We start from the raw sequence: 19564 nt of genomic DNA, 5'->3' as shown, positions 1-19564 counted from the left end.
AAGGGCTCGCAAATGCGAGCCCCCTGTCATTCGTTGCCAGAGGCAACTGAACGATTAGTGATCGCCCGAGTCGTTGGCGACCAGAGCGGCGACCAGCGCCAGACCGGCCAGACCGGCGACAACGGCGCCAGCGCCCAGCGAACCCGACGAAGCCGGAGCAACGACGGCGACCGGGGTCGGTTCGACTTCAACGGCGACCGGGCCACCGGCGAAGGCGGCGGTCGACATCACCGACGCGGCGGCGACGAGAGCTGCAAACTTTTTCATGATTTTCTCCATACACTTGAGATTGGCGATTGCCCACGCGATAGCATAACGGGACTAGTAAAGGAAGACAGATTTCTAGCCGCCGTCAATGACCCGCGCGAGTTCGAGATGGCCCCATTGCGGAACCAGTAACTCTTTGGATTTTCTAAGTTTTCCACCGTTTTCGAACCAGTATTCGTTGGTGAAATCACCCTGTTTTCCGGTGCAGTTCTCCACAACACGAGTGGTCGTATGTTGCTGCGCTACCACAGTGATGCTCGCTGCGCCTGCAAAATGGACAGAACACTCATAGGAATAGCGAACCAGTTGGTCGCCGCCGTCCAGATAGGTATAGCTCCGCTTGTGGCTGCCGCTGCCTGCGCGCAGTTGTGCAAGGCTCGGGCCGGTGGATTGCATGATGTCCGGCCCGAATCCCCGGGTCTCGACCATCACGCCATCGCGGAAGGTCACCGTCAGGTCATCCGAGGTGGACCAGGTCTGCACATTGCCCTTCACCGCGATCGGCACGAGATAGAAGGTGGCATTGCCCGACTTCATCTCGCCCTTGATCACCGGCACGCCCAGCTTGGCCAGATCGGCGCGCGTCACCTCGGCGGCGGGTGCGGCAGCCGCCTTGCCCTTGGTCAGCGCCTTGGCGGCCCCCGCCATGGCACCCAGCACGGGCGAGATCTCGGTCTGGTTGCCGCAGCCGGCCAGAACCAGCAGGCTGACGAGGCCCGCGCTCAGAAAGGCGCCTTGCCTCATCATTTCCAGAATCTCCCCCACTGTTCGTCAATGCCGCTGGCATCATAGTCGCGCAGCGTCTCGAACAGGCGCCCTTCGACATCCAGCTTGGCGCCGCCATCGCGGCCAAAGGGCCGGATCGTGGTTTCATAGGTCTTGCGGCCCGGACGCCCGGTGCCCCAGGCCAGCGGAACCTCCAGCGTGATGCCCTTGTCAAACGAGCCGGAGCCGAAATCCTCGGACGACACATTGGTCTTGGTCGCAAAGGCACCGATGCGCCAACCGCTCGCGAATTCACGCTCCAGCCGCAGGGTCGCACCCACATCGCCCGCCAGATAGCGGCCGACATCGACCTGGGCATTATAGCCCGGCGCAAAGTTGTAATAGGCCGAGATATGGCCGCTGGCGACGCGATAGTCATACTCGCTGAAGCCGAACAACCCGTCGCTGTCGCGCTGCGCGACATAATTCGCCTCGGCGCCGATGGCCCATTTGCGATCGACGGGCTTGTACAGCACCTCGGCCGACACGCCGCCGAACATGCGCTCCAGATAGCCAACCGAGACGCGGCCATAAACATCATGGCCAAGATAGGCATATTTCGTCAGCGACAGCCGCTCCAGCGCCGGGTCGCCATTGGCGTCATACCGCTCCACATCCGAGCGGACGGGTTGCAGCGCCGTCGGCTTGGTCGGCGGGATATTGCCCAGATTGCCGGCCAGACGCTTGACGGCAGAGCCTTCCAGCACCCAGCCGGGGCTGAATTCCAGACGCGCGGCCAAACGCGCGCCGACATCCATCTTGAAGGGCGAGCCGCGCTGGTCGAACAGGCGGATGCGGTTATAGGGGCTGATCGACCAGGTGAAGTCGGGATAACGCTCGGGGTCGTAGGTCAGCGCCGGGCGCGGGCCCGGATCGCTGATCGCGATTGCCGCGCGCATCGATTCGGCCGCGGTCGGGCTGTTCTCGAACCGCTCCAGATCGCTGCGCCGCATCGTCACGCGCGAGGTGGGCAGGCCATCGACCACCGGCACGATCTCGAACACCTCGATGGATTCGGGCATCGCATGGGCCATGGCGCGCGCCACGCGGCCGATGGCCTGCGCCTCGGCGTCATAGCGCTTGTTGCGGATGCGCACCTGCGCCCGGTCGGCGCTGTAGGAGATCGCCTCGACCTCGACCCCGTCAGCCTTGAGCCGCTTGTTGAGGTTGACGATCAGGATCGGCGCCGCATCGGACTGGGTGACCCAGTCGGTCGAATAGGCCTCGGGGTCGGCGCTGCGCGAGGGGCGGAGCTTCACCGGATCGGGCGCGCCGTCCTTGATGCTGCCCTGCGGCCGCTGCTTGGGGTTCATCACGAAATGGGCGGTCAGGCCCAGTTCGCTGCCATACATGTAATAGCCGCCGATCTGGAACCATTCATTGACGCGATATTCCGCGCCATAGTTCAGGTGGCTGCGCTGCTTGAAGGTGCCGCGCTGGTCATCCTCGATCCGGTAGGTATCCGAGGAATATTCGGCCTTGAGCGTCAGCTTGTCGGTCGCGCGCCATTCGACCCCGGCAAAGGGGGCGGCATCGCCACGGAACCACTGGTTGTAGTTGAACTTGCCGCCCTTGCCGATGTCGATCTTGTCCCGTTCGCCAAAGGGCGCGCCGATGGCGCCATGGCTGCCCAGCCGGCCCCAGCCCAGACCGACCGTCGCCTTGAAATTCGGCGTCAGGTTCTTGGTCGCGGCGATATATTCGCCCGACAAAACGCCGGTCCCCGCGAAATCCTGCAAGCCGACGGTAACGGCGGGCAGATAGCGCCCCTCTTCCAGCAGCTGATAGCGGAAATCGAAGGAACGGTCGTAATAGGTGCCGAAGGTCGAGGTGCTACAGGCCGGCAGACAATCCGACCAGTCGCGGATACCCAGGAAACGGAAACTGGCCGACATGCGCGGCGCGATCTGGAAGGTCAGCGTCGTGCGGCTGATCGGCCCCCAATGCGCGGTGGTCATGGTCAGGTAACCGTCAGGCTGCATCTCCCCCGAGGGCATGTCGATCAGACCCGACACGCCGTAGCCATTCAGGCTGGGCGCCACGGTTCCGGTTTCCGCATGGGCGGCGTGATGGGCGCCGATGGCCACCAGGGAACTTGCGATCAGAAGCCGGGCTTTCCGGGCAGCCAGAGAAGTCATGCGTCGTTTGCCTTGCAAGAAACTTGGATCCGCGGGCAGTCTAGAAGAAAGCCCGGCGTTCAACAATCGGAGACAATGATTTTAGGCGAATCATTGCACGGCGGCGGCATGCTGCGGCGGTTGATAGCCGTTCACCCAAGCCAGGATCACCTGCCGCGCGGCCTCTTCATCGCCGGTCGCAATGGCGCTGCGCAATGCCCGCAGCGCCGAAGCCATCTCGATTTCCGACAGGCTTTCCTCGCGCGCGCGCAGGATCTTGCTGTGCGGGGTGGTCAGTTGCCCCTCGCCGATCAGCAGTTCCTCATGCAGTTTTTCGCCCGGACGCAGGCCCGTCACCTTGATCTCGATATCGCCATCGGGGTGATCGGCATCGCGCACGGAATAGCCGGCGGCCTGGATCATCTGCACCGCCAGTTCGCGGATGCGCACCGGCGTCCCCATATCCAGCACGAAGACATCGCCGCCGCGCGAGCTTTCCTTGTCGGAGAAAGACCCCGCCAGCAGCACCAGTTGTGCCGCCTCGGAAATCGTCATGAAATAGCGCGTCACATCCTCATGCGTCAGCGTGACCGGGCCGCCATGCGCGATCTGTTCCTTGAACAGCGGAATGACCGACCCAGACGAGCCCAGCACATTGCCGAAGCGCACCATGGAAAACACCGTCCCGCGCGAGCGTTTGGCCATATCCTGCACCACCAGTTCGGCCAGACGCTTGGACGCACCCATGACATTGGTGGGGCGCACCGCCTTGTCGGTGGAAATCATGATGAACCGCCCCACCCCGGCCTCATGCGCGGCATCGGCGATGGTCCGGGTGCCCAGCACGTTATTCGCAAGCCCGGCCAGCGGATTGGTCTCGACCAGCGGCACATGCTTGTAGGCGGCAGCGTGGAACACGACATGGATGCCATAGCTCTGCATCACGATCCGGGTCAGCCGGCTGTCGGTGACCGACCCCAGAACCGGCACGATCTCCACCCCGGCGCGGCGGGCAGCGTCGCACAATTCGCGATCCACATTATAAAGCGCGACCTCGCTCACCTCATAAAGCACGATCCGCGCCGGGCCGTATTGCAAAAGCTGCCGGCACAGTTCCGACCCGACCGACCCGCCCGCACCCGAGACCAGGATCGACTTGCCGCGATAGGCATCTGCCGCGCGCGACAGACCCTGATCCACCTGTTCACGCCCCAGAAACTGCCCCGGCGCCACCGGCGTCAGCCGGTCGATCAGTTCCTCGGTGCCCACAAGCTGCGAAAATGACGGCAGCGACTGCACCTTCAGCCCCATGTCGCGCAGCTTGCGCGTCAGCCGCGCGATCTTGGGCGGCGAGACCGAGGGCATCGCCAGGATCACCCGATGCGCGTCATGCCGTTCGGCCAGACGTTTCAGATTGTCGGGCGACAGCACCCGCAGCCCCGCGACCGTGGTCGATTGCAGCGCCACATTGTCGTCGATGAAGGCAACCGGCGCGATCCGCTCATGCGAGCGCAGGGCGGCGGCCAGTTGCACCCCCGTCGTGCCGGCGCCATAGATCAGCACCCGATGCTTGGGCTGGCCCTGCCGCAGCACCCAGAGCAGCATGTTCAGCATGGCGATGCGCAACCCGGCCGAGGCCAGGAACAGCATCAGCCCGAAGGTGACGATGCCCAGAAACGGAAAGGCCGGCAGCGCGATCCGCAGCAGGATGCCCACCGCAACCGCCATCACCGCCGCATAGATCCCGGTCCGCAGCATGGCCGAGGTTTCATAGGATTTCAGCTGGATGCGCGGCAGGCCCAGTTGCAGCGCGACCAGCCCGCCCAGAACCCCGCTCAGCGGCAGGATGACGCGCAGCCCCATGGTCTGAAACAGCAGCGCCCAGCCATCATGCAGCATCCCGATACAGAGCAACAGCGCGACAGGCGGCAGGATCACGTCGATCAGGAGCAGGATCGCATGCTTGTTGCGCCGCGTCAGGCGGGATTGCAGGCCGAAAAGGGCCGTCCGGATCTGTTTCATGGCTTCCCTTGCCCTGGTGGCAGGCCAACTGCACAAATTGCAATGGGGCCGCAGCGCCGCGCTGCGGCGATACAACCCTGTCTTGTTTCCCGCTTACTACTGTAACAGCTTTTTGAAAAGGACGCGCCCACCCGTCTCGGCAATGAGTCGCAGATCGTAGCAGATCGACCGGTTCCGGGCATAGATCAGGTCCATCCGCGCCTTGCGCGGCACGCAGCGGCGGCTATAGGCGGCATCGGTCGCCTCGGCGCTGTCGCATTGGCGCAGGATCCATTCCTCATGCGCGTGAAAATGCAGCGAGGCAAGGCCGGTGATCCCCGGCCGGCATTTCAGCACCTCGGCATAGAGATCGGGGAATTTCTCCACATAAAGCCGCAGCGGCGGGCGTGGGCCGACAAAGCTCATGTCGCCGCGGATCACGTTCCACAATTGCGGGATCTCGTCCAGCCGCGCCCGGCGCAGCAGCCGCCCGATGCGGGTGACCCGCGCCGATTTGTCACCGCCCGACACGCCGGAATCCTGACTGACCACGGTCATGGTGCGCAGCTTCCAAAGGCGAAAGGGCTGGTCCGGGGCCTTCATCCGTTCGGCCACATAGAACAGCGGCCGCCCCTCGACCACCAGCAACACCCCGAGCAGAATCGCGAAGGGCAGCGCCAGAAGCGCGATCAGCAGCACCGCCAGCACCAGATCGAACAGCCGCTTGGACAGGGTCATGCCCCCTCCTCCATCCCCGCCGCGCGCCAGTCGGCGATCAGCGCCTCTGCCCGGCTGGTGCCGGCCAGACCGGGCAAAAGCGCTTCAAGCCGCGCGGTATCCAGCTCCACATGCGGCAAGACGCCGGGGTTTTCCGGCCCCCACTGCCAGTCGATGCCCGCCGCCGTCAGCAGATCCGCCATGCCCACGGCCCCGGGCGCCGCGATATTGATCGCGAAAGGCAGCGCCTCGCCCGCCGCCGCGCGGGCGCAAAGCGCGGCCAGCACCCGCGCCAGCGCGAGCGGCCCGATATAGGACCGGCGCGGCCCGTCCTTCTGGCCCGGCACCGGATCAAGCCGCACGACCTCCCCCCGGCGGCCGCGGCCGACCACCGCATCGGCCCCCAGAACATTGCCGATGCGCAGCACGCTGACCGCCGGACGGCCCGCGCCTGCCCAGGCGGCCACCGCATGTTCCATCTCCAGCTTGGCATGGCCGTAATCGCTGGCGGGATGCGCGGGCGCGTCCTCATGCAGCTTGCGGCCATCGGCACCGTTGCGCCCGTAAACCGCGGCACTGGAACACAGAAAAACCCGCCGCGCGCCCCAGATCCGCGCCGCCTCGCAGGCCGCCAGCGCAAGATCGGTGTTGCGCGCCAGCGCCACCGCATCGCCCCGCGTCACTCCGGCCAACGCCAGAACGACCGAAACCGGACCCGCCAATGCCGGCACCGGCGCCTCCAGCGGCGCCCAGCTCAGCCAGCCCTCCGGCACCACGCCGCGGCCCTGCCACAGCACCGGCATTGCCCCGCCTTGCCAGCCACGCCGCAGGATGCCGCCCAGCCGGCCATTTGCGCCAAGAACACAGATCATGCCGATCGGACGCCGCCTCCGCATTTGGACGTTGAACCCATTCCTGCACCCAAGTATCTTGCCCCGACTGCATTAGTCCACCCTTGCAGGTGCGACGACACCGGAGTTCGTTAATGTTTCACAAGACCGGCAAGTTGCTCCTGCTTTCGGCGGGGATGTCGCTTCTGGCGGCCTGCGCCGATGGGCCTGGCGCCGCGCCGCGCGCCGAACAGATCCTGAAAGGCGCGGAAAAGGAAGATGCGACTTTCGCGGTTTTCCCGGTCACCCGTGAAACCCTGCCCATCCTGTCCAGCTGGCCGCACAAGCCCAACCCCAACCCGACCGGCTGGATCGACCGCGTGCGCGGCCCCTCGTCGCAGACGATCGAGGTGGGCGACACGCTCGACCTGTCGATCTGGGATAACGGCGAAAGCTCGCTTCTGGCGCAGAACGGACAGAAGGTGGTGGAACTGAAAGGCATCCGCGTCTCGCCCGATGGCGAGGTGTTCCTGCCCTATGTGGACCGCGTCTATATCGCCAATATGACGCCCGACCGCGCCCGCGCCGCCGTGCAGGAAAAATTCGACGCCATCATTCCGTCGGCCCAGGTGCAGCTGCGCCATGAACCGGGGCGGCAAAGCTCGGTCGATCTGATCAGCGGCGTCAACAAGCCCGGCAATTTCGTGATGCCCGACCGCGATTTCACGGTGCTGAGCCTGATCGCCCAGGGCGGCGGCCTGACCAAGGATCTGACGAACCCGCAGGTCCGGCTGCTGCGCGGGTCCAAGGTCTATGGCATCTCGGCCGACCGGCTGATGAAGACGCCCGCGCTCGACACCACGCTGCGCGGCGGTGACAAGGTCTATGTCGAAAGCGACGAGCGTTATTTCCTGTCGCTCGGCGCCACCAACAAGCAACAGCAGATCCCCTTCCCCGACGATAAGGTCACCGCACTTGACGCGGCCTCACTGGCGGGCGGTCTCAAGGACACGCGCGCCAATCCCAAGGCCGTTCTGGTGTTGCGGGATTATGACGCGCGGCAGGTGCGCAGCGATGGCACCGGCCCGAACAAGGATCGCGTGGTCTTTACCGTCGATCTGACCACGGCCGACGGTCTGTTCAGCGCCGGCGAATTCCTGATCCAGGATCGGGACGTGGTCATGGTCACCGAAAGCCCGCTGATCAACAATTCGGCGACGATCACGCTGATCTATGATCTCTTCGGCATCGGCCTGCGGGCAGAGCAGATCACCAACTGACCCTGACCGCCGGGGGCGAGGTTACTCCTCGCCCTCAAGCTGGGTGCGCATCTCGCGCAGCACCGGCAGCACGGCGCGCACCCGTTCGGCGCCGATTGCCTGCACCACCTCGCCGATCAGCGGCGCGATGGCCTGCACCGCCGCATCGCGCGCCGAACGCCCGGCGGGGCTGATCGCCACGAACTTGCGCCGCGCATCGTCCCAATCGGGGCGGATATGCACATGCCCCGCCCATTCCAGCTTGGTCAGCGTATTGGTCATCGCGCCACGCGTGACATGAAAGCTGCGTGCCAGTTGCGCGGGGGTGCGTTCCTCATTGATGCGGGCCAGATGGTTCAGCACCCCGAAATGCGACAGCTCCATCCCCTTGGGCAGCACCTTGGAGATGCGGTTGCGCGCCAGCTGATCGGCCATGAACAGCTCGCCGAACAGCGCGATTGCCAGATCGTCGGTCTTTTCCGCCATCACGGCCCCTCGAAATCGCGATCATGCGACAGCGAGGGCACGCGCGCCCGCGCCCGCGCCACCTCGGCCAGATCGAGATCGACCAGCGTCACGCCCGGATCGGTGCCCGCATCCACCAGCACCTCGCCCCAGGGCGCGATGGCCAGGCTGTGCCCATGGGTGCGCCGACCCTTGCCCTGCGTCTCGGGGTGAAATCCGGTCTGCGCCGGGGCCAGCACGAAACAGCCGGTCTCGATCGCCCGCGCGCGCAACAGCGTTTCCCAATGCGCCTCGCCCGTCAGGTGGTTGAAGGCGGCGGGCACGGTCAGGATCTGCGCGCCGCCCTGCGCCAACCGGCGGAACAGATGCGGAAAGCGCAGGTCGTAACAGACCGCCATGCCGATCGCGCCCAGCGGCGTCTGCGCCACCACCGCCCGCGTGCCGGGGCGATAGGCGGCGCTTTCGCGATAGACCTCGGTTTCCGACACGTTCACGTCGAACATGTGGATCTTGTCATAGCGCGCCGCGATGCTGCCATCGGGGGCGATCAGGAAAGACCGGTTCGCAAAACGCCCGTCCGCATCATGCGTCAACACCCCCAGCGAGCCGATCAGCACCCAGATGCCAAGCGCGGCCGCCTCGGCCCGCAGCGCGGCCAGCGTGGCGTCCTCTTCCTCGTGGCGCAGGGTGGCGCGCTGGTGGTCACGGCTGGAGCTGAGCATGTTGGTGCATTCCGGCGTCAGCACCAGTTCGGCCCCACCCGCCGCCGCCGCGCGCAGAAAGGTCAGCGTCTCGGGCAGGTTCGCCGCCGGATCGTCGGTCACCGTCAGTTGGACAAGGGCGCAACGCATCGCTCAATCCGCCAGAAGCGGGTCAAGCCTGCCCTCGGCGTCAAGCGCGTGAATGTCGTCGCTGCCGCCCACATGCCGCCCGCCAATAAAGATCTGCGGCACGGTGCGCCGTCCGCCCGCGCGGTCGGTCATCGCGGCGCGGAGCGCGGGGTCGCGGCTCACGTCGATCTCGGTATAGGCGGCGCCCTTCTTGCCCAGCAGCCGCTTGGCGGCGGCGCAATAGGGGCAGGTCGGGGTGGTGTAAATCTCGACGGGTTTCATGGCAGGATCCGTGGCAAGGGCAGTTTTGCCGCGAACTATAGGCATTTACCCTTCTTTCGCAACGCGACACATCACCAGAACATCGACCCGCGCCGCCCCCGCGGCCAGAAGCGCGTCGGCGCAGGCGCCCAGCGTGGCACCCGAGGTCATCACGTCATCCACCAGCAGCACGGGCCGAGCCTGCACCTGCCAGCTGCGTTTTTCATTCACGCGAAACGCCGCCTCCACATTCAGGAACCGCCCCTCGCGGTCGCGCCCCTCCTGGCTGCGGGTGTTGCGGCGGCGGATCAGCAGATCGGGGCAATGCGGCAGATCGGCCAGCCGTGCCAGCCCCGAGGCCAGCAGCGCCGACTGGTTGTAACGCCGCCGCACCAGCCGCATCCAGTGCAGCGGCACCGGCGCGATCAGCGTATCGGGCTGCAAGAGCGGCCCGGCCGCCCGATACATCCAGCCCGCCACCGGCCGCGCGAGATCAAGCCGGTCGCCATGTTTCAGCGCCATGACCATCTGGCGGGCATTGTCGCGATAAAGCATGGCCGCGCGCCCCCGGCTCCAGGGGCGGGCGATGCTCAGGCATTCGTCGCATTGCACCGCGCCCTCGGCATCATCCCCGGGCAGGGGGGTGCCGCAGCAATCGCAGACAAGCCCCGTGACAAAGGGCGTATCGCGCCAGCATTTCGCGCAAAGCCCGAAATCGGTGGTCACAAGCGCATCGCAGCTCAGGCATTGCGGCGGGTAAACCAGTTGCACCGCGGCTTGCAATCTCATCCGACCCTCCTATGGTCTCGGCGATCAAGGAGAGCCGCATGACCCCCCCGCCGCTGACAGACCGCGCCGCCCTGACCCGGAACCGCCGCCGCGCCCGGCGCGACGCGCTGTTCCTGCATGACGAAGCCGTCTTCGAGGTTCAGGAAAGACTCCTCGCGGTTAACAGGCAGTTTACGAAACCTGCCATCGTCACGCCTTTCGCAGAAATCTGGCGCGATCTGTTGCCCGGCGCGCGCATCGTCGCGGATGATGAACTGCTCGACCTCGCGCCCGGGGCGCATGATCTGGTGATCCACGCGCTTGGCCTGCACTGGGCGAATGATCCGGTGGGCCAGCTGGTGCAATGCCGCCGCGCGCTGCAACCCGACGGGCTGCTGATGGCCTTTACCCTGGGCGGCCAGACCCTGCACGAACTGCGGGCAAGCCTGGCCGGCGCCGAGGCCGCACTGACCGGCGGCCTGTCGCCCCGCGTGCTGCCGATGGGCGAGATCCGCGATCTGGGCGCCTTGCTGCAACGCGCAGGGCTGGCGCTGCCGGTGGCCGACGGGTTCACCCGCACCGCCAGCTATCGCGACATGTTTCACCTGATGGCCGATCTGCGCGCCATGGGCGAGACCAATGCCCTGACCGAACGCCTGCGCCACCCCACGCGGCGCAGCCTGTTTGTCGATGCTGCCCGCCGCTATGCCGAAAGCTTTGCCACCGCCGACGGGCGCATCACCGCCAGTTTCGAGGTGATCTGCCTCACCGGCTGGGCGCCGCATGAAAGCCAGCAAAAACCGCTGCGGCCCGGCTCGGCCATCGCGCGCCTGGAAGACGCGCTGAAGGCTGCGACAAAACAGGGTGGTTGACCCCGCGCGCCGCGCCGCTATCTGGGAAAGGCAGGAATGAAGGAGAACGCGATGCTGGATGCGCTGCGCGAAACCATGGCCCGGATGATCCGCCCCGGCGAGGAACGGCTGGAACATGCCCCCGCCACGCACCCGCCTGTCGCGGCGCGCAAGATCGGCGTGCTGCTTGCCAATCTCGGCACGCCGGACGCGACCGATTACTGGTCCATGCGGCGCTATCTGAACGAGTTTCTGTCGGACAAGCGGGTGATCGACTATCCGGCCTGGAAATGGCAGCCGCTGTTGCAGCTGATCATCCTGTCCAAGCGGCCTTTCACCAGTGGCGCCAATTACAAGCTGATCTGGGATCAGGAGCGCGACGAAAGCCCCCTGATGACCATCACCCGCGACCAGACCGAAGCCGTGGCCGCCGCCCTGCAAGCCGATCTGGGCGATAGCGTCATGGTCGATTTCTGCATGCGCTATGGCAATCCTTCAACGGAATCGAAGGTCAGGGCCATGGTGGCGGCGGGCTGCGAAAAGATCCTGTTCTGCCCGCTTTACCCGCAATATGCCGGCGCGACGACCGCGACCGCGAATGACCAGTTCTTTCGCGCGCTGATGAAGGAAAAGCGCCAGCCCGCCGCGCGCACCTTGCCGGAATATTTCGACCATCCGCAGTATATCGACGCCCTCGCGCAATCGGTGGAGACGGCCTATGCCGGCCTTGACCACCGGCCCGATGTGCTGGTCGCGTCCTATCACGGCATGCCGCAACGCTATCTGATGGAAGGCGACCCCTACCATTGCCAGTGCCAGAAGACCTCGCGCCTGCTGCGGGAACGGCTGGGCTGGGACAAGGGCGAGATCCTCACCACCTTCCAGTCGGTCTTTGGCACCGAGGAATGGCTGCGCCCCTATACGGTCGAACATGTTGCCGAACTGGCGAAACAGGGCAAGAAACGCATCGCCGTGATCGCCCCGGCCTTCAGCGCCGACTGCATCGAGACGCTGGAGGAAATCAATGGCGAGATCCGCGAAAGTTTCGAACATGCCGGGGGCGAGGTCTTTACCTATATCCCCTGCCTGAATGCCGGGCCCGCGCATATCGCCGCGCTGACCGCGGTGATTCGCGACAATCTGGCCGGCTGGGTCTGAAAACACAAAAGGCGCCGGGTTGCCCCGGCGCCTTTCGCAACTGGAAAACAGCGCAGCTCAGTTGGCGGCGGCAGCAGCCACAACCAGCAGGAGCAGCAGCGGAACCACGACGCCGCCGGCCGACGACGAAGTGCCATTCACAACGACTTCTTCTTCCATCACCGGCTGGACCATGCCGCCCGCGAAAGCGGTCGAGGTAGCGAGCGACAGGGCGGCAGCGAGAGCGAGTTTTTTCATGATGACCTCCAGATAGAACCTGATGCCCGGGTTTGCAGAGTGGGACATCAGGCCACGAACAGACCTCGTGTTGGCCTTGTAGCACGGCCAATCTTTCTGGCAACGGGGCGCATATGGCGCCCCGTTCGAGTCGCCTCAAGGCGTCAAATCAGCAACACCTGCGCACCGACCTGCACCAGATCGTAAAGTTCCTCGACATGTTCGTTATACATGCCGATGCAGCCATTCGACGACTTGCGCCCGATCTTGCGCGTGTCATGCGTGCCGTGGATGCGGTAATATTCCCAGGACAGCCACATGGCGCGCGTGCCCAGCGGACAATCCGGCCCGGGCGGGATGAAATCCGGCCAGTCGGGATTGCGTTCCTTCATCGAAGGCGTCGGGCGCCAGCTGGGCGCGGGGTCTTTCTTGATGATGCTGGTCCGGCCCAGTCGGGTCAGCTCCGGCGAGACGGGGACCGAGGTCGGATAGAGCTTGTAGACCGACTGGTCGGCAGACCAGAAATGCAGCGCCCGCGACTGCGTATCGACCAGCAGCGCCCCGTTCTTCAGATCCGGGAAATACGACTGCCAGTCCAGCATGCGAAAGCTGGCGATATTGCTGCGCACCGGCGCCTGTTCCGCCAGCGCCGGCCATGCGGAGGCGCCCAGAACCGCCGCCGCGCCACCCAGAACTGCCCGGCGGCTGGGCTTGAACGTCATGTCCGAAGACATCCGCGATCTCCTTAGATTGCACTTTGGGCGGTTTTTAGCCGCTGCAACGCCGCATCGCAAATCAAACAGGTGTCATTCGGCGAATTCACGCAGAGTTGGGTTTGATCCTGCACATGTGATTGGCTAAAGACAGCAGGTCCGAAGCCTTTGGTGTTTGAGAAATGACGAAACTTACCGTGCTTGCGGTCTGCGCTACCGCCTTTCTGGCGGCCTGTTCCTCGGCGCCGACCGGGCCGCAACTGGGGCCTGACGGCCGCCCGCTGCCGACGATCTACAAGATCGACAAGCGCAGCGAGGCAGAGATCCCCGTGCGGGTGCGCGATTCGCTGAACACGCTGCGCGCCGCGCGTGGTCTGGCTCCGCTGGAATTCAACGCGGCCCTCAACGCCGCGGCGCTGGCCCATGCGCGCGACATGTCGGCCCAGGGTCGGCCCTGGCATTTCGGATCTGACGGGTCGTCGCCGCTGGTGCGGGCGCAACGCGCCGGCTATGGCGGCCATCTTCAGGGCGAACTGATCGCGGAAACCTATGAATCCGATCTGGAGACCCTGGCGGAATGGTCGGGTCAGGCCGATACGCTGGGCGTGATAATGGATGCCGCCGCCAATGAAATGGGCTTTTCCTGGTATCAGGAACCCAGCGGCAAGATCTGGTGGACGCTGGTCACCGGCGACCGCAACCGCCCGCCGGTCGCCAATGTGACCTCGCTGGCGCTTGGCCGCACCGTCACCTCCGAGATGGATAACCTCGCGGCCGCCCAATAAGGCCAGCGACCCTGCGCGAAACGAAAAAGGGGGCCAGCGGCCCCCTTTCTGCCGTCAGGGCAAGATATAGATCGGCGTATATTGCCGCAGCATGGAATAGACCTCTTCCATCTCGCTGTCGGTGATGGCGATGCAGCCCGCTGTCCAGTCGCCCTTGTTGATCCCCTTGTAGCGCGACCGCCCGTGAATCATGATGTCCCCGCCGGGCGATTTGCCCTGCGCCTCGGCAAAGGCGACATCGTTCTGGTTCGGGTAGGAAATCCCGACAGACAGGTGATAGCGGCTCTTGGGGTTGTGGTAAGAGATGTAATAGGCGCCTTCCGGGGTCTTGCCGTCGCCCTCGAACTGCTTGTGGCCGACCGGGGCAAAACCCAGCGAAATATCGTATTGCTTCAGCACCTTGTCATTGTGCAGCAGATACATCTTGCGATCGGCCTTGTGGACCTGGATCGCCGTCACCGCCGGTCCGTGATAGCTGCGGAACTTGCCGCCACCGCCACAGGCGGCCAGCCCGAAGGCCAGCGTGACCAGAATCAGGATGCGCAGGAATGTCATGGAACTGCCCGAGTGTTTTTCTGCCCCTTAGCGGTTTTCGCATGTTCTGCAAAGCCCGCAAAGGTGCGCCGGCGCACAACCGGATCACGGCTGCGTGCGCATGTCAGCGGCAGAAGCGCGCGGCCAGCTCCACATGGGCCGACCAGCGGAACTGGTCCACCACCTGCACCCAATCCAGCCGGTATCCCGCCGCGACCAGCACCGCCGCGTCGCGCGCAAAGGTCACCGGATTGCACGACACCATGGCAATCACCGGCACGGCGCTGCGTGCCAGCGTCGCGGTCTGCGCCTCGGCCCCGGCGCGGGGCGGGTCGATGACCACCGCCTCCACGCCCTTGAACTCATCCGGCTCCAGCGGACGGCGGAACAGGTCGCGGGTCTCGCAGGTCACGCGATGCAGGCCGCCGACCTGACGCCAGCCCTTGTCCAGCGCGGCCATCATCGCGGCGTCGCCCTCCACCGCGTGAATATCGGCCTGTTCCGACAGCGGCAGCGCAAAGGTGCCCGCCCCCGCGAACAGATCGGTGATGCGGGTCGCGCGGCCTATGGCCTCTTGCACGGCAGCCAGCAGCGCGGCCTCGCCCTCGGCCGTCGCCTGAAGAAAGGCCCCGGGCGGCGGCGCCACCAGCGCCTTGCCAAAGCGCTGCATCGGCGCGGCGCGCAGGGCGACCACCTCATCGCCCCATGTCAGGCGCGACAGGCCCCGCGCCTCGGCGATGCGGGCCAGCGCCAGCCGCAGCTCGGCATCCAGCGGCTTGCCCCCCGTCACCACCACATCCGGCCCGGCCAGCGTGCGCGTGACCGAAAGGTCAAGCTCGGCCGTGCGCGACCCGCCGGCCACCACCAGCGCCTCCAGCGCAGGCAGGGCAGCCATCAGATCGGGATGGAGCAGCTGGCATTGCGGCACCGGAATGATGAGGTTCGACCCGCGCGCGTGAAATCCGATCAGCGCACCGCCCTTGGTGCGCCGCGCCGCCAGCGTCGCCCGGCGCCGCGATCGGGGCGGCGAGGTCACGATGGGCCGCAGCGCCGCCTCAAGCCCCTGCCCCGCCAGTGCCCCGCGCACGATTCCCAGCTTCCAGTCCGCCACGAAACCGTCGCGGGCATGCTGCATCAGACAGCCGCCACAGCTTTTGGCATGGGCGCAGGGTGCCTTGATCCGGTCAGGCGAAGGGGTGACGATCTTCGGCGCCAGCAGGGTGCCGCCCGACAGATCGCCCTCGATCTCTTCGCCCGGCAGCATGCCCGGCACATAGACCGGCCCCTCCGGCCCTTCGGCGATGCCGTCACCCAGATGGCCCAGCCGTGCGATCGTCAGTTTCATTCCGCTGCCTCGTCGGTGACAATGAAGCCCCCCGATTGCCTGTTCCAGTAGCGGGCGTAAAGCCCCCCCTTGACCAAAAGCGCCTCATGGCTGCCTTCCTCGACGATGCGACCTTCTTCCAGCACGATGATCCGGTCCATCGCCGCGATGGTCGAAAGCCGGTGCGCGATGGCCAGCACCGTCTTGCCCTGCATCACCCGGTCCAGCGCCTCCTGGATGCTGGCCTCCACTTCGCTGTCCAGCGCCGAGGTCGCCTCGTCCAGCACCAGGATCGGCGCATCCTTGAGAAAGGCCCGCGCCAGCGCGATGCGCTGCCGCTGCCCGCCCGACAGCTTCACCCCGCGTTCGCCCAGAAACGCGTCATAGCCCTTGCGGCCCTGATGATCTTCCATCGCCATGATGAAACCATGCGCCTCGGCGGCCTGCGCGGCGGCTATGATCTCGGCCTCGGTGGCATCGGGGCGGCCATAGGCGATGTTGTCGCGTGCCGAGCGGTTGAACATCGCGGTTTCCTGCGTGACCATGCCGATCTGCCGGCGCAGGCTTTCCTGTGTCACGTCGCGCACGTCATGACCATCGACCAGAACGCGCCCCTTTTCGCAGTCATAGAGACGCAAAAGCAGCGAAACCAGCGTCGATTTCCCGGCGCCCGAAGCCCCGACAATGCCGATCTTCTCGCCCGCCGCGATATGCAGCGTAACACCGTCGATGCCGCCACGCCGGCGCCCATAGGCAAAGCTTGCCGCCTCATAGGCCACTCGCCCCTTGATGCGCGGCAGGTCCAGCGCATCGGGCGCATCGGCCAGGACATGCGGCTGCGCCAGCGTGCGCATGCCGTCCTCCACCTCGCCCACGCTGGTATAGATCGACATCAGGGTAAAGCTGACCCAGCCGGTCATCTGCGCAATGCGCATCGCCACCGCGCCGGCCGCCGCAATATCGCCCGCCGTGGCATGGCCCGATTGCCACAGCCAGACCGTGCCCCCGAGCAGCAAGACCGGCAGCACCCCCGCCAGCGTCATCAGCGAAAAGCGGAACCAGGTGGAGATCTGCCCGAATTCGAGACTGCGCTCGCGGAAAACCTCCATGCTTTTCAGGGCCACGCGATCCTCGAAGGCGGCATGGGCAAACAGTTTCACCGTCTTGATATTGGTGATCGTGTCCACCACCTGACCCGAGACCATGGCCCGCGCCCCCGCCCGCGCCGCCGAATTTCCCTTCACCTTGGGCAGAAAGAACCGCACCAGCGCCAGATAGGCGACAAGCCATGCCAGCAAGGCCAGCGCGATGCGCGCGTCGATGGAAATCAGGAACACCGCCGACCCGATCACCGAGGCCAGCGCGAAACAGACGGTGTTGATCACCTCGGTCGCGACATCGGTGACCGCCCGCGCAGCCTGCATCTGCTTTTGCGCGATGCGCCCGGCAAAGTCATTGTCAAAGAAGGTGACCGCCTGCCCCAGCGTCCAGCGATGCAGCCGGCTCAGCACCAGGGGCATGACATTCGGGCCCACGATGATCGAATTCGACGCGGCCGAGGCCGCCATGGCCAGAGGCCGCAACAGCAGGTAAAACAGCAAAAACAGCAAGAGCAGAGACATGTTCTGCGCAAAGAACCCGACCGGCCCGTGATTGACGGCGGCATCCACCACCCAGCCCAGGATCAGCGCCGAAACCACCTCGGTCGTGCCGGCCAGCGACGAAATCACCCCCGCCACGATCAGCGGTGCCCAGGCCCCGCGCAGACACCAGCGAAAGAACGGGCCAAGCATCTGGGGCGGCTGCCCCTCGGCGGGGCGAAAGGCGTCGATCAGGCCACCAAGGCGCCGGGTCAGGTTCATGCCGCATCCTCTGTTCCGATGAAGCCCCCCGATTGCCGCGCCCAGAACCGGGCATAAAGCCCGCCCTGCGCCAGCAATTCGGCATGGCTGCCATCCTCGGCCACAGCACCATCCTCCAGCACCACAATCCGGTCCATCGCCGCGATGGTCGAAAGCCGGTGCGCGATGGCGATCACCGTCTTGCCCTCCATCACGCCATAAAGCGCATCCTGAATCGCCGCCTCCACCTCGCTGTCCAGCGCGCTGGTCGCTTCGTCCAGAATGAGGATCGGCGCGTCCTTCAGGATCACCCGCGCCAGCCCGATGCGCTGCCGCTGCCCGCCCGAAAGCTTGACCCCCCGCTCACCCACATGGGCATCGTAGCCGCGCCGCCCCTCCGGGTCTTCCAGCGTCAGGATGAATTCATGCGCCTCGGCCCGCCGGGCGGCGGCGATCATCTGATCTTCGGTGGCGTCGGGCCGACCATACAGGATGTTTTCCCGAACCGAGCGGTGCAACAGGCTCGAATCCTGCTGAACCATGCCGATTTCGCGGCGCAGACTGTCCTGTGTGACCTGCGCGATATCCTGCCCGTCAATCAGAATCCGCCCCGCCTCACAGTCGTAGAATCGCAGCATCAGCTTCACCAGAGTCGATTTTCCGGCACCCGAACGCCCGACCAGCCCGACCCGTTCCCCCGGCCGCAGGGTCAGCGTCACATCGCGCAACCCGCCGGTTCCGCGGCCATAGTGATGCGAAACGCCCTCGATCCGCACCTCGCCTTCCGTCAGACGCAGCGGGCGCGCCCCGGGGGCATCGACCAGACCGATGGGCTGGGTGATCGTCTCCATCCCCTCCTGCACGACGCCAAGCGCCTGCACCAGCGAGGTCGTCGCCCACATGATCCAATAGGTCATGTTATTGAGCCGCAGCACCAGCGCCGTCGCCGCCGCCACCGTCCCCACACTCGCCGCGCCCTGATACCAAAGCAGCACCGCCCAGCCGGTCACCGACACGATCAGAAACCCGTTCAGCACCGTCAGCGCGAGGTCCATCCGCGTGATGATCCGCATTTCTTTCTGAAAGGTCGCGCGGGCATGTTCGATCGCCTCGGTCGCGTGCCGCATCTCCAGGCCATGATGGGCGAACAGCTTGACCGAATGGATGTTGGTATAGGCATCCACCACCCGCCCGGTCACGGCCGAGCGCGCGTCGGAACTCGCCTTGGCCGCCGGCCCCGCGCGCCGCAGCGTCCAGCGCACCAGCGCCAGATACAGCGCGAACCAGATCAGCATCGGCAGCAACAGCCGCGGATCCGCCCCCGCCAGCATGACCGCCGAGCCGACCACCGTCACGCTGGCAAAGGCCACGGCATCAAAGGTCTGAAACACCGCGTCGCCGGCCGCGGGCGGGGTCTGCATCACCCGATTGGCGATACGCCCGGCAAAATCGCCCTCGAACCAGCCGACAGGCTGGCGCATCACATGATCATGCGCCCGGAACCGGATCATCGTGCCGAAATTCGGCAGAATCGTATTATGCAGCAGCGCCACATTCGTCACGATCAGTGCGGGCCGCACAATCAGCACAAACAGCCCGACAGAGACGATTTCGATGCCGTAGTCCGCCCAGACCTGCGCCGGGCTGCCCTGCGTCAGCAGATCGACCAGCCGCCCAACATACCAGATCAGCGCCACGTCCAGCGCGGCTGCGATCACCGACAGAACCGCCGTCGCCGCAAAGACCTTGCGGAACGGGCGGACATATTCCTTCAGAAAGGGCCACAGCCGGCGCGGCGGCGTGTCAGAGCGCGGATAGGCCTGATACGGGTCAACAAGCCCTTCAAAGAACCGGAACATCGG

Annotated in this window: 20 protein-coding genes; 4 read left to right on the top strand and 16 right to left on the bottom strand. The window is 65.5% G+C overall.

All coding sequences use genetic code 11. From position 1 onward, the window contains the following. Positions 1 to 54: 54 nt before the first annotated feature. The 6 genes from FOA17_RS12190 to FOA17_RS12165 all read right to left on the bottom strand — a co-directional run bounded on the left by FOA17_RS12190 (position 55) and on the right by FOA17_RS12165 (position 6739). Positions 55 to 279 (bottom strand): hypothetical protein, encoded by a 225-nt coding sequence (locus tag FOA17_RS12190; protein WP_238991803.1) that lies wholly within the window; start codon positions 277 to 279, stop codon positions 55 to 57. Between the two features lie 63 nt (positions 280 to 342). Further along, positions 343 to 1014 (bottom strand): YjbF family lipoprotein, encoded by a 672-nt coding sequence (locus tag FOA17_RS12185; protein ID WP_149141765.1) that lies wholly within the window; start codon positions 1012 to 1014, stop codon positions 343 to 345. Continuing rightward, positions 1011 to 3170: a YjbH domain-containing protein gene (locus tag FOA17_RS12180; protein WP_149141764.1), complete on the bottom strand. Its 2160-nt coding sequence runs from the start codon at positions 3168 to 3170 to the stop codon at positions 1011 to 1013. The genes FOA17_RS12185 and FOA17_RS12180 overlap by 4 nt, the downstream gene beginning before the upstream one ends. A gap of 90 nt (positions 3171 to 3260) precedes the next feature. Beyond that, positions 3261 to 5171, bottom strand: coding sequence for a polysaccharide biosynthesis protein (locus FOA17_RS12175; RefSeq protein WP_420841708.1), 1911 nt, complete (start codon positions 5169 to 5171; stop codon positions 3261 to 3263). A 96-nt stretch (positions 5172 to 5267) separates the two neighbouring features. Beyond that, positions 5268 to 5888 (bottom strand): sugar transferase, encoded by a 621-nt coding sequence (locus tag FOA17_RS12170; protein ID WP_149141763.1) that lies wholly within the window; start codon positions 5886 to 5888, stop codon positions 5268 to 5270. Beyond that, the gene (locus tag FOA17_RS12165) at positions 5885 to 6739 is read right to left on the bottom strand and encodes an NAD-dependent epimerase/dehydratase family protein (protein WP_149141762.1); all 855 of its coding nucleotides are present in this window, start codon (positions 6737 to 6739) and stop codon (positions 5885 to 5887) included. The genes FOA17_RS12170 and FOA17_RS12165 overlap by 4 nt, the downstream gene beginning before the upstream one ends. A 113-nt stretch (positions 6740 to 6852) precedes the next feature. On the opposite strand from FOA17_RS12165, the gene FOA17_RS12160 reads away from it, so the two are divergent. Then, complete coding sequence (locus FOA17_RS12160) at positions 6853 to 7977, top strand: polysaccharide biosynthesis/export family protein (protein WP_149141761.1); 1125 nt, start codon at positions 6853 to 6855, stop codon at positions 7975 to 7977. Between the two features lie 21 nt (positions 7978 to 7998). On the opposite strand, the gene FOA17_RS12155 is transcribed toward FOA17_RS12160, so the two are convergent. The 4 genes from FOA17_RS12155 to FOA17_RS12140 are packed head-to-tail and all read right to left on the bottom strand — an operon-like array spanning position 7999 to position 10301. Continuing rightward, positions 7999 to 8442, bottom strand: coding sequence for a MarR family winged helix-turn-helix transcriptional regulator (locus tag FOA17_RS12155; RefSeq protein WP_149141760.1), 444 nt, complete (start codon positions 8440 to 8442; stop codon positions 7999 to 8001). Next, complete coding sequence (locus FOA17_RS12150) at positions 8442 to 9272, bottom strand: carbon-nitrogen hydrolase family protein (protein WP_149141759.1); 831 nt, start codon at positions 9270 to 9272, stop codon at positions 8442 to 8444. Before FOA17_RS12150 ends, FOA17_RS12155 begins: the two co-directional genes overlap by 1 nt. 3 nt (positions 9273 to 9275) lie before the next feature. Beyond that, positions 9276 to 9533 (bottom strand): glutaredoxin 3, encoded by a 258-nt coding sequence (grxC, locus tag FOA17_RS12145; protein ID WP_149141758.1) that lies wholly within the window; start codon positions 9531 to 9533, stop codon positions 9276 to 9278. 45 nt (positions 9534 to 9578) lie between these two features. Then, positions 9579 to 10301, bottom strand: coding sequence for a ComF family protein (locus FOA17_RS12140; protein WP_149141757.1), 723 nt, complete (start codon positions 10299 to 10301; stop codon positions 9579 to 9581). Positions 10302 to 10339: 38 nt separating this feature from the next. Here FOA17_RS12140 and FOA17_RS12135 point away from each other — a divergent pair, with 38 nt between their 5' ends. Both FOA17_RS12135 and hemH read left to right on the top strand, forming a co-directional pair. Beyond that, the gene (locus FOA17_RS12135) at positions 10340 to 11152 is read left to right on the top strand and encodes a methyltransferase domain-containing protein (RefSeq protein ID WP_149141756.1); all 813 of its coding nucleotides are present in this window, start codon (positions 10340 to 10342) and stop codon (positions 11150 to 11152) included. 51 nt (positions 11153 to 11203) lie between these two features. Next, complete coding sequence (gene hemH, locus FOA17_RS12130) at positions 11204 to 12289, top strand: ferrochelatase (protein WP_420841707.1); 1086 nt, start codon at positions 11204 to 11206, stop codon at positions 12287 to 12289. 57 nt (positions 12290 to 12346) lie between these two features. Here hemH and FOA17_RS12125 read toward each other — a convergent pair whose 3' ends face one another. After that, entirely contained in the window at positions 12347 to 12526 is a 180-nt protein-coding gene (locus FOA17_RS12125; RefSeq protein WP_149141754.1) for a hypothetical protein, read from the bottom strand. A gap of 143 nt (positions 12527 to 12669) precedes the next feature. Continuing rightward, complete coding sequence (locus tag FOA17_RS12120; RefSeq protein ID WP_149141753.1) at positions 12670 to 13239, bottom strand: L,D-transpeptidase; 570 nt, start codon at positions 13237 to 13239, stop codon at positions 12670 to 12672. Between the two features lie 161 nt (positions 13240 to 13400). Between FOA17_RS12120 and dalA the strand changes: the two genes are divergently transcribed. Next, complete coding sequence (gene dalA, locus FOA17_RS12115) at positions 13401 to 14003, top strand: divisome-associated lipoprotein DalA (protein WP_149141752.1); 603 nt, start codon at positions 13401 to 13403, stop codon at positions 14001 to 14003. A gap of 54 nt (positions 14004 to 14057) precedes the next feature. Here dalA and FOA17_RS12110 read toward each other — a convergent pair whose 3' ends face one another. The 4 genes from FOA17_RS12110 to FOA17_RS12095 all read right to left on the bottom strand — a co-directional run bounded on the left by FOA17_RS12110 (position 14058) and on the right by FOA17_RS12095 (position 19561). Then, positions 14058 to 14558 carry a L,D-transpeptidase family protein gene (locus tag FOA17_RS12110; RefSeq protein ID WP_149141751.1) on the bottom strand — a complete coding sequence of 167 codons (501 nt, stop codon included), beginning with the start codon at positions 14556 to 14558 and terminating at the stop codon, positions 14058 to 14060. Between the two features lie 103 nt (positions 14559 to 14661). Further along, on the bottom strand, positions 14662 to 15882 hold the full coding sequence (locus FOA17_RS12105) for a class I SAM-dependent RNA methyltransferase (protein ID WP_149141750.1): 1221 nt from the start codon (positions 15880 to 15882) through the stop codon (positions 14662 to 14664). Next, on the bottom strand, positions 15879 to 17723 hold the full coding sequence (locus FOA17_RS12100) for an ABC transporter ATP-binding protein (protein ID WP_149141749.1): 1845 nt from the start codon (positions 17721 to 17723) through the stop codon (positions 15879 to 15881). The genes FOA17_RS12105 and FOA17_RS12100 overlap by 4 nt, the downstream gene beginning before the upstream one ends. Next, the gene (locus tag FOA17_RS12095; RefSeq protein ID WP_149141748.1) at positions 17720 to 19561 is read right to left on the bottom strand and encodes an ABC transporter ATP-binding protein; all 1842 of its coding nucleotides are present in this window, start codon (positions 19559 to 19561) and stop codon (positions 17720 to 17722) included. The genes FOA17_RS12100 and FOA17_RS12095 overlap by 4 nt, the downstream gene beginning before the upstream one ends. Positions 19562 to 19564 lie beyond the last annotated feature (3 nt).

The organism is Gemmobacter caeruleus, from assembly GCF_008271655.1.
Taxonomy (GTDB): Bacteria; Pseudomonadota; Alphaproteobacteria; order Rhodobacterales; family Rhodobacteraceae; genus Gemmobacter; species Gemmobacter caeruleus.
Note: the sequence above shows the minus strand (reverse complement) of the source record. Positions and strands in the feature narration are given on the sequence as shown.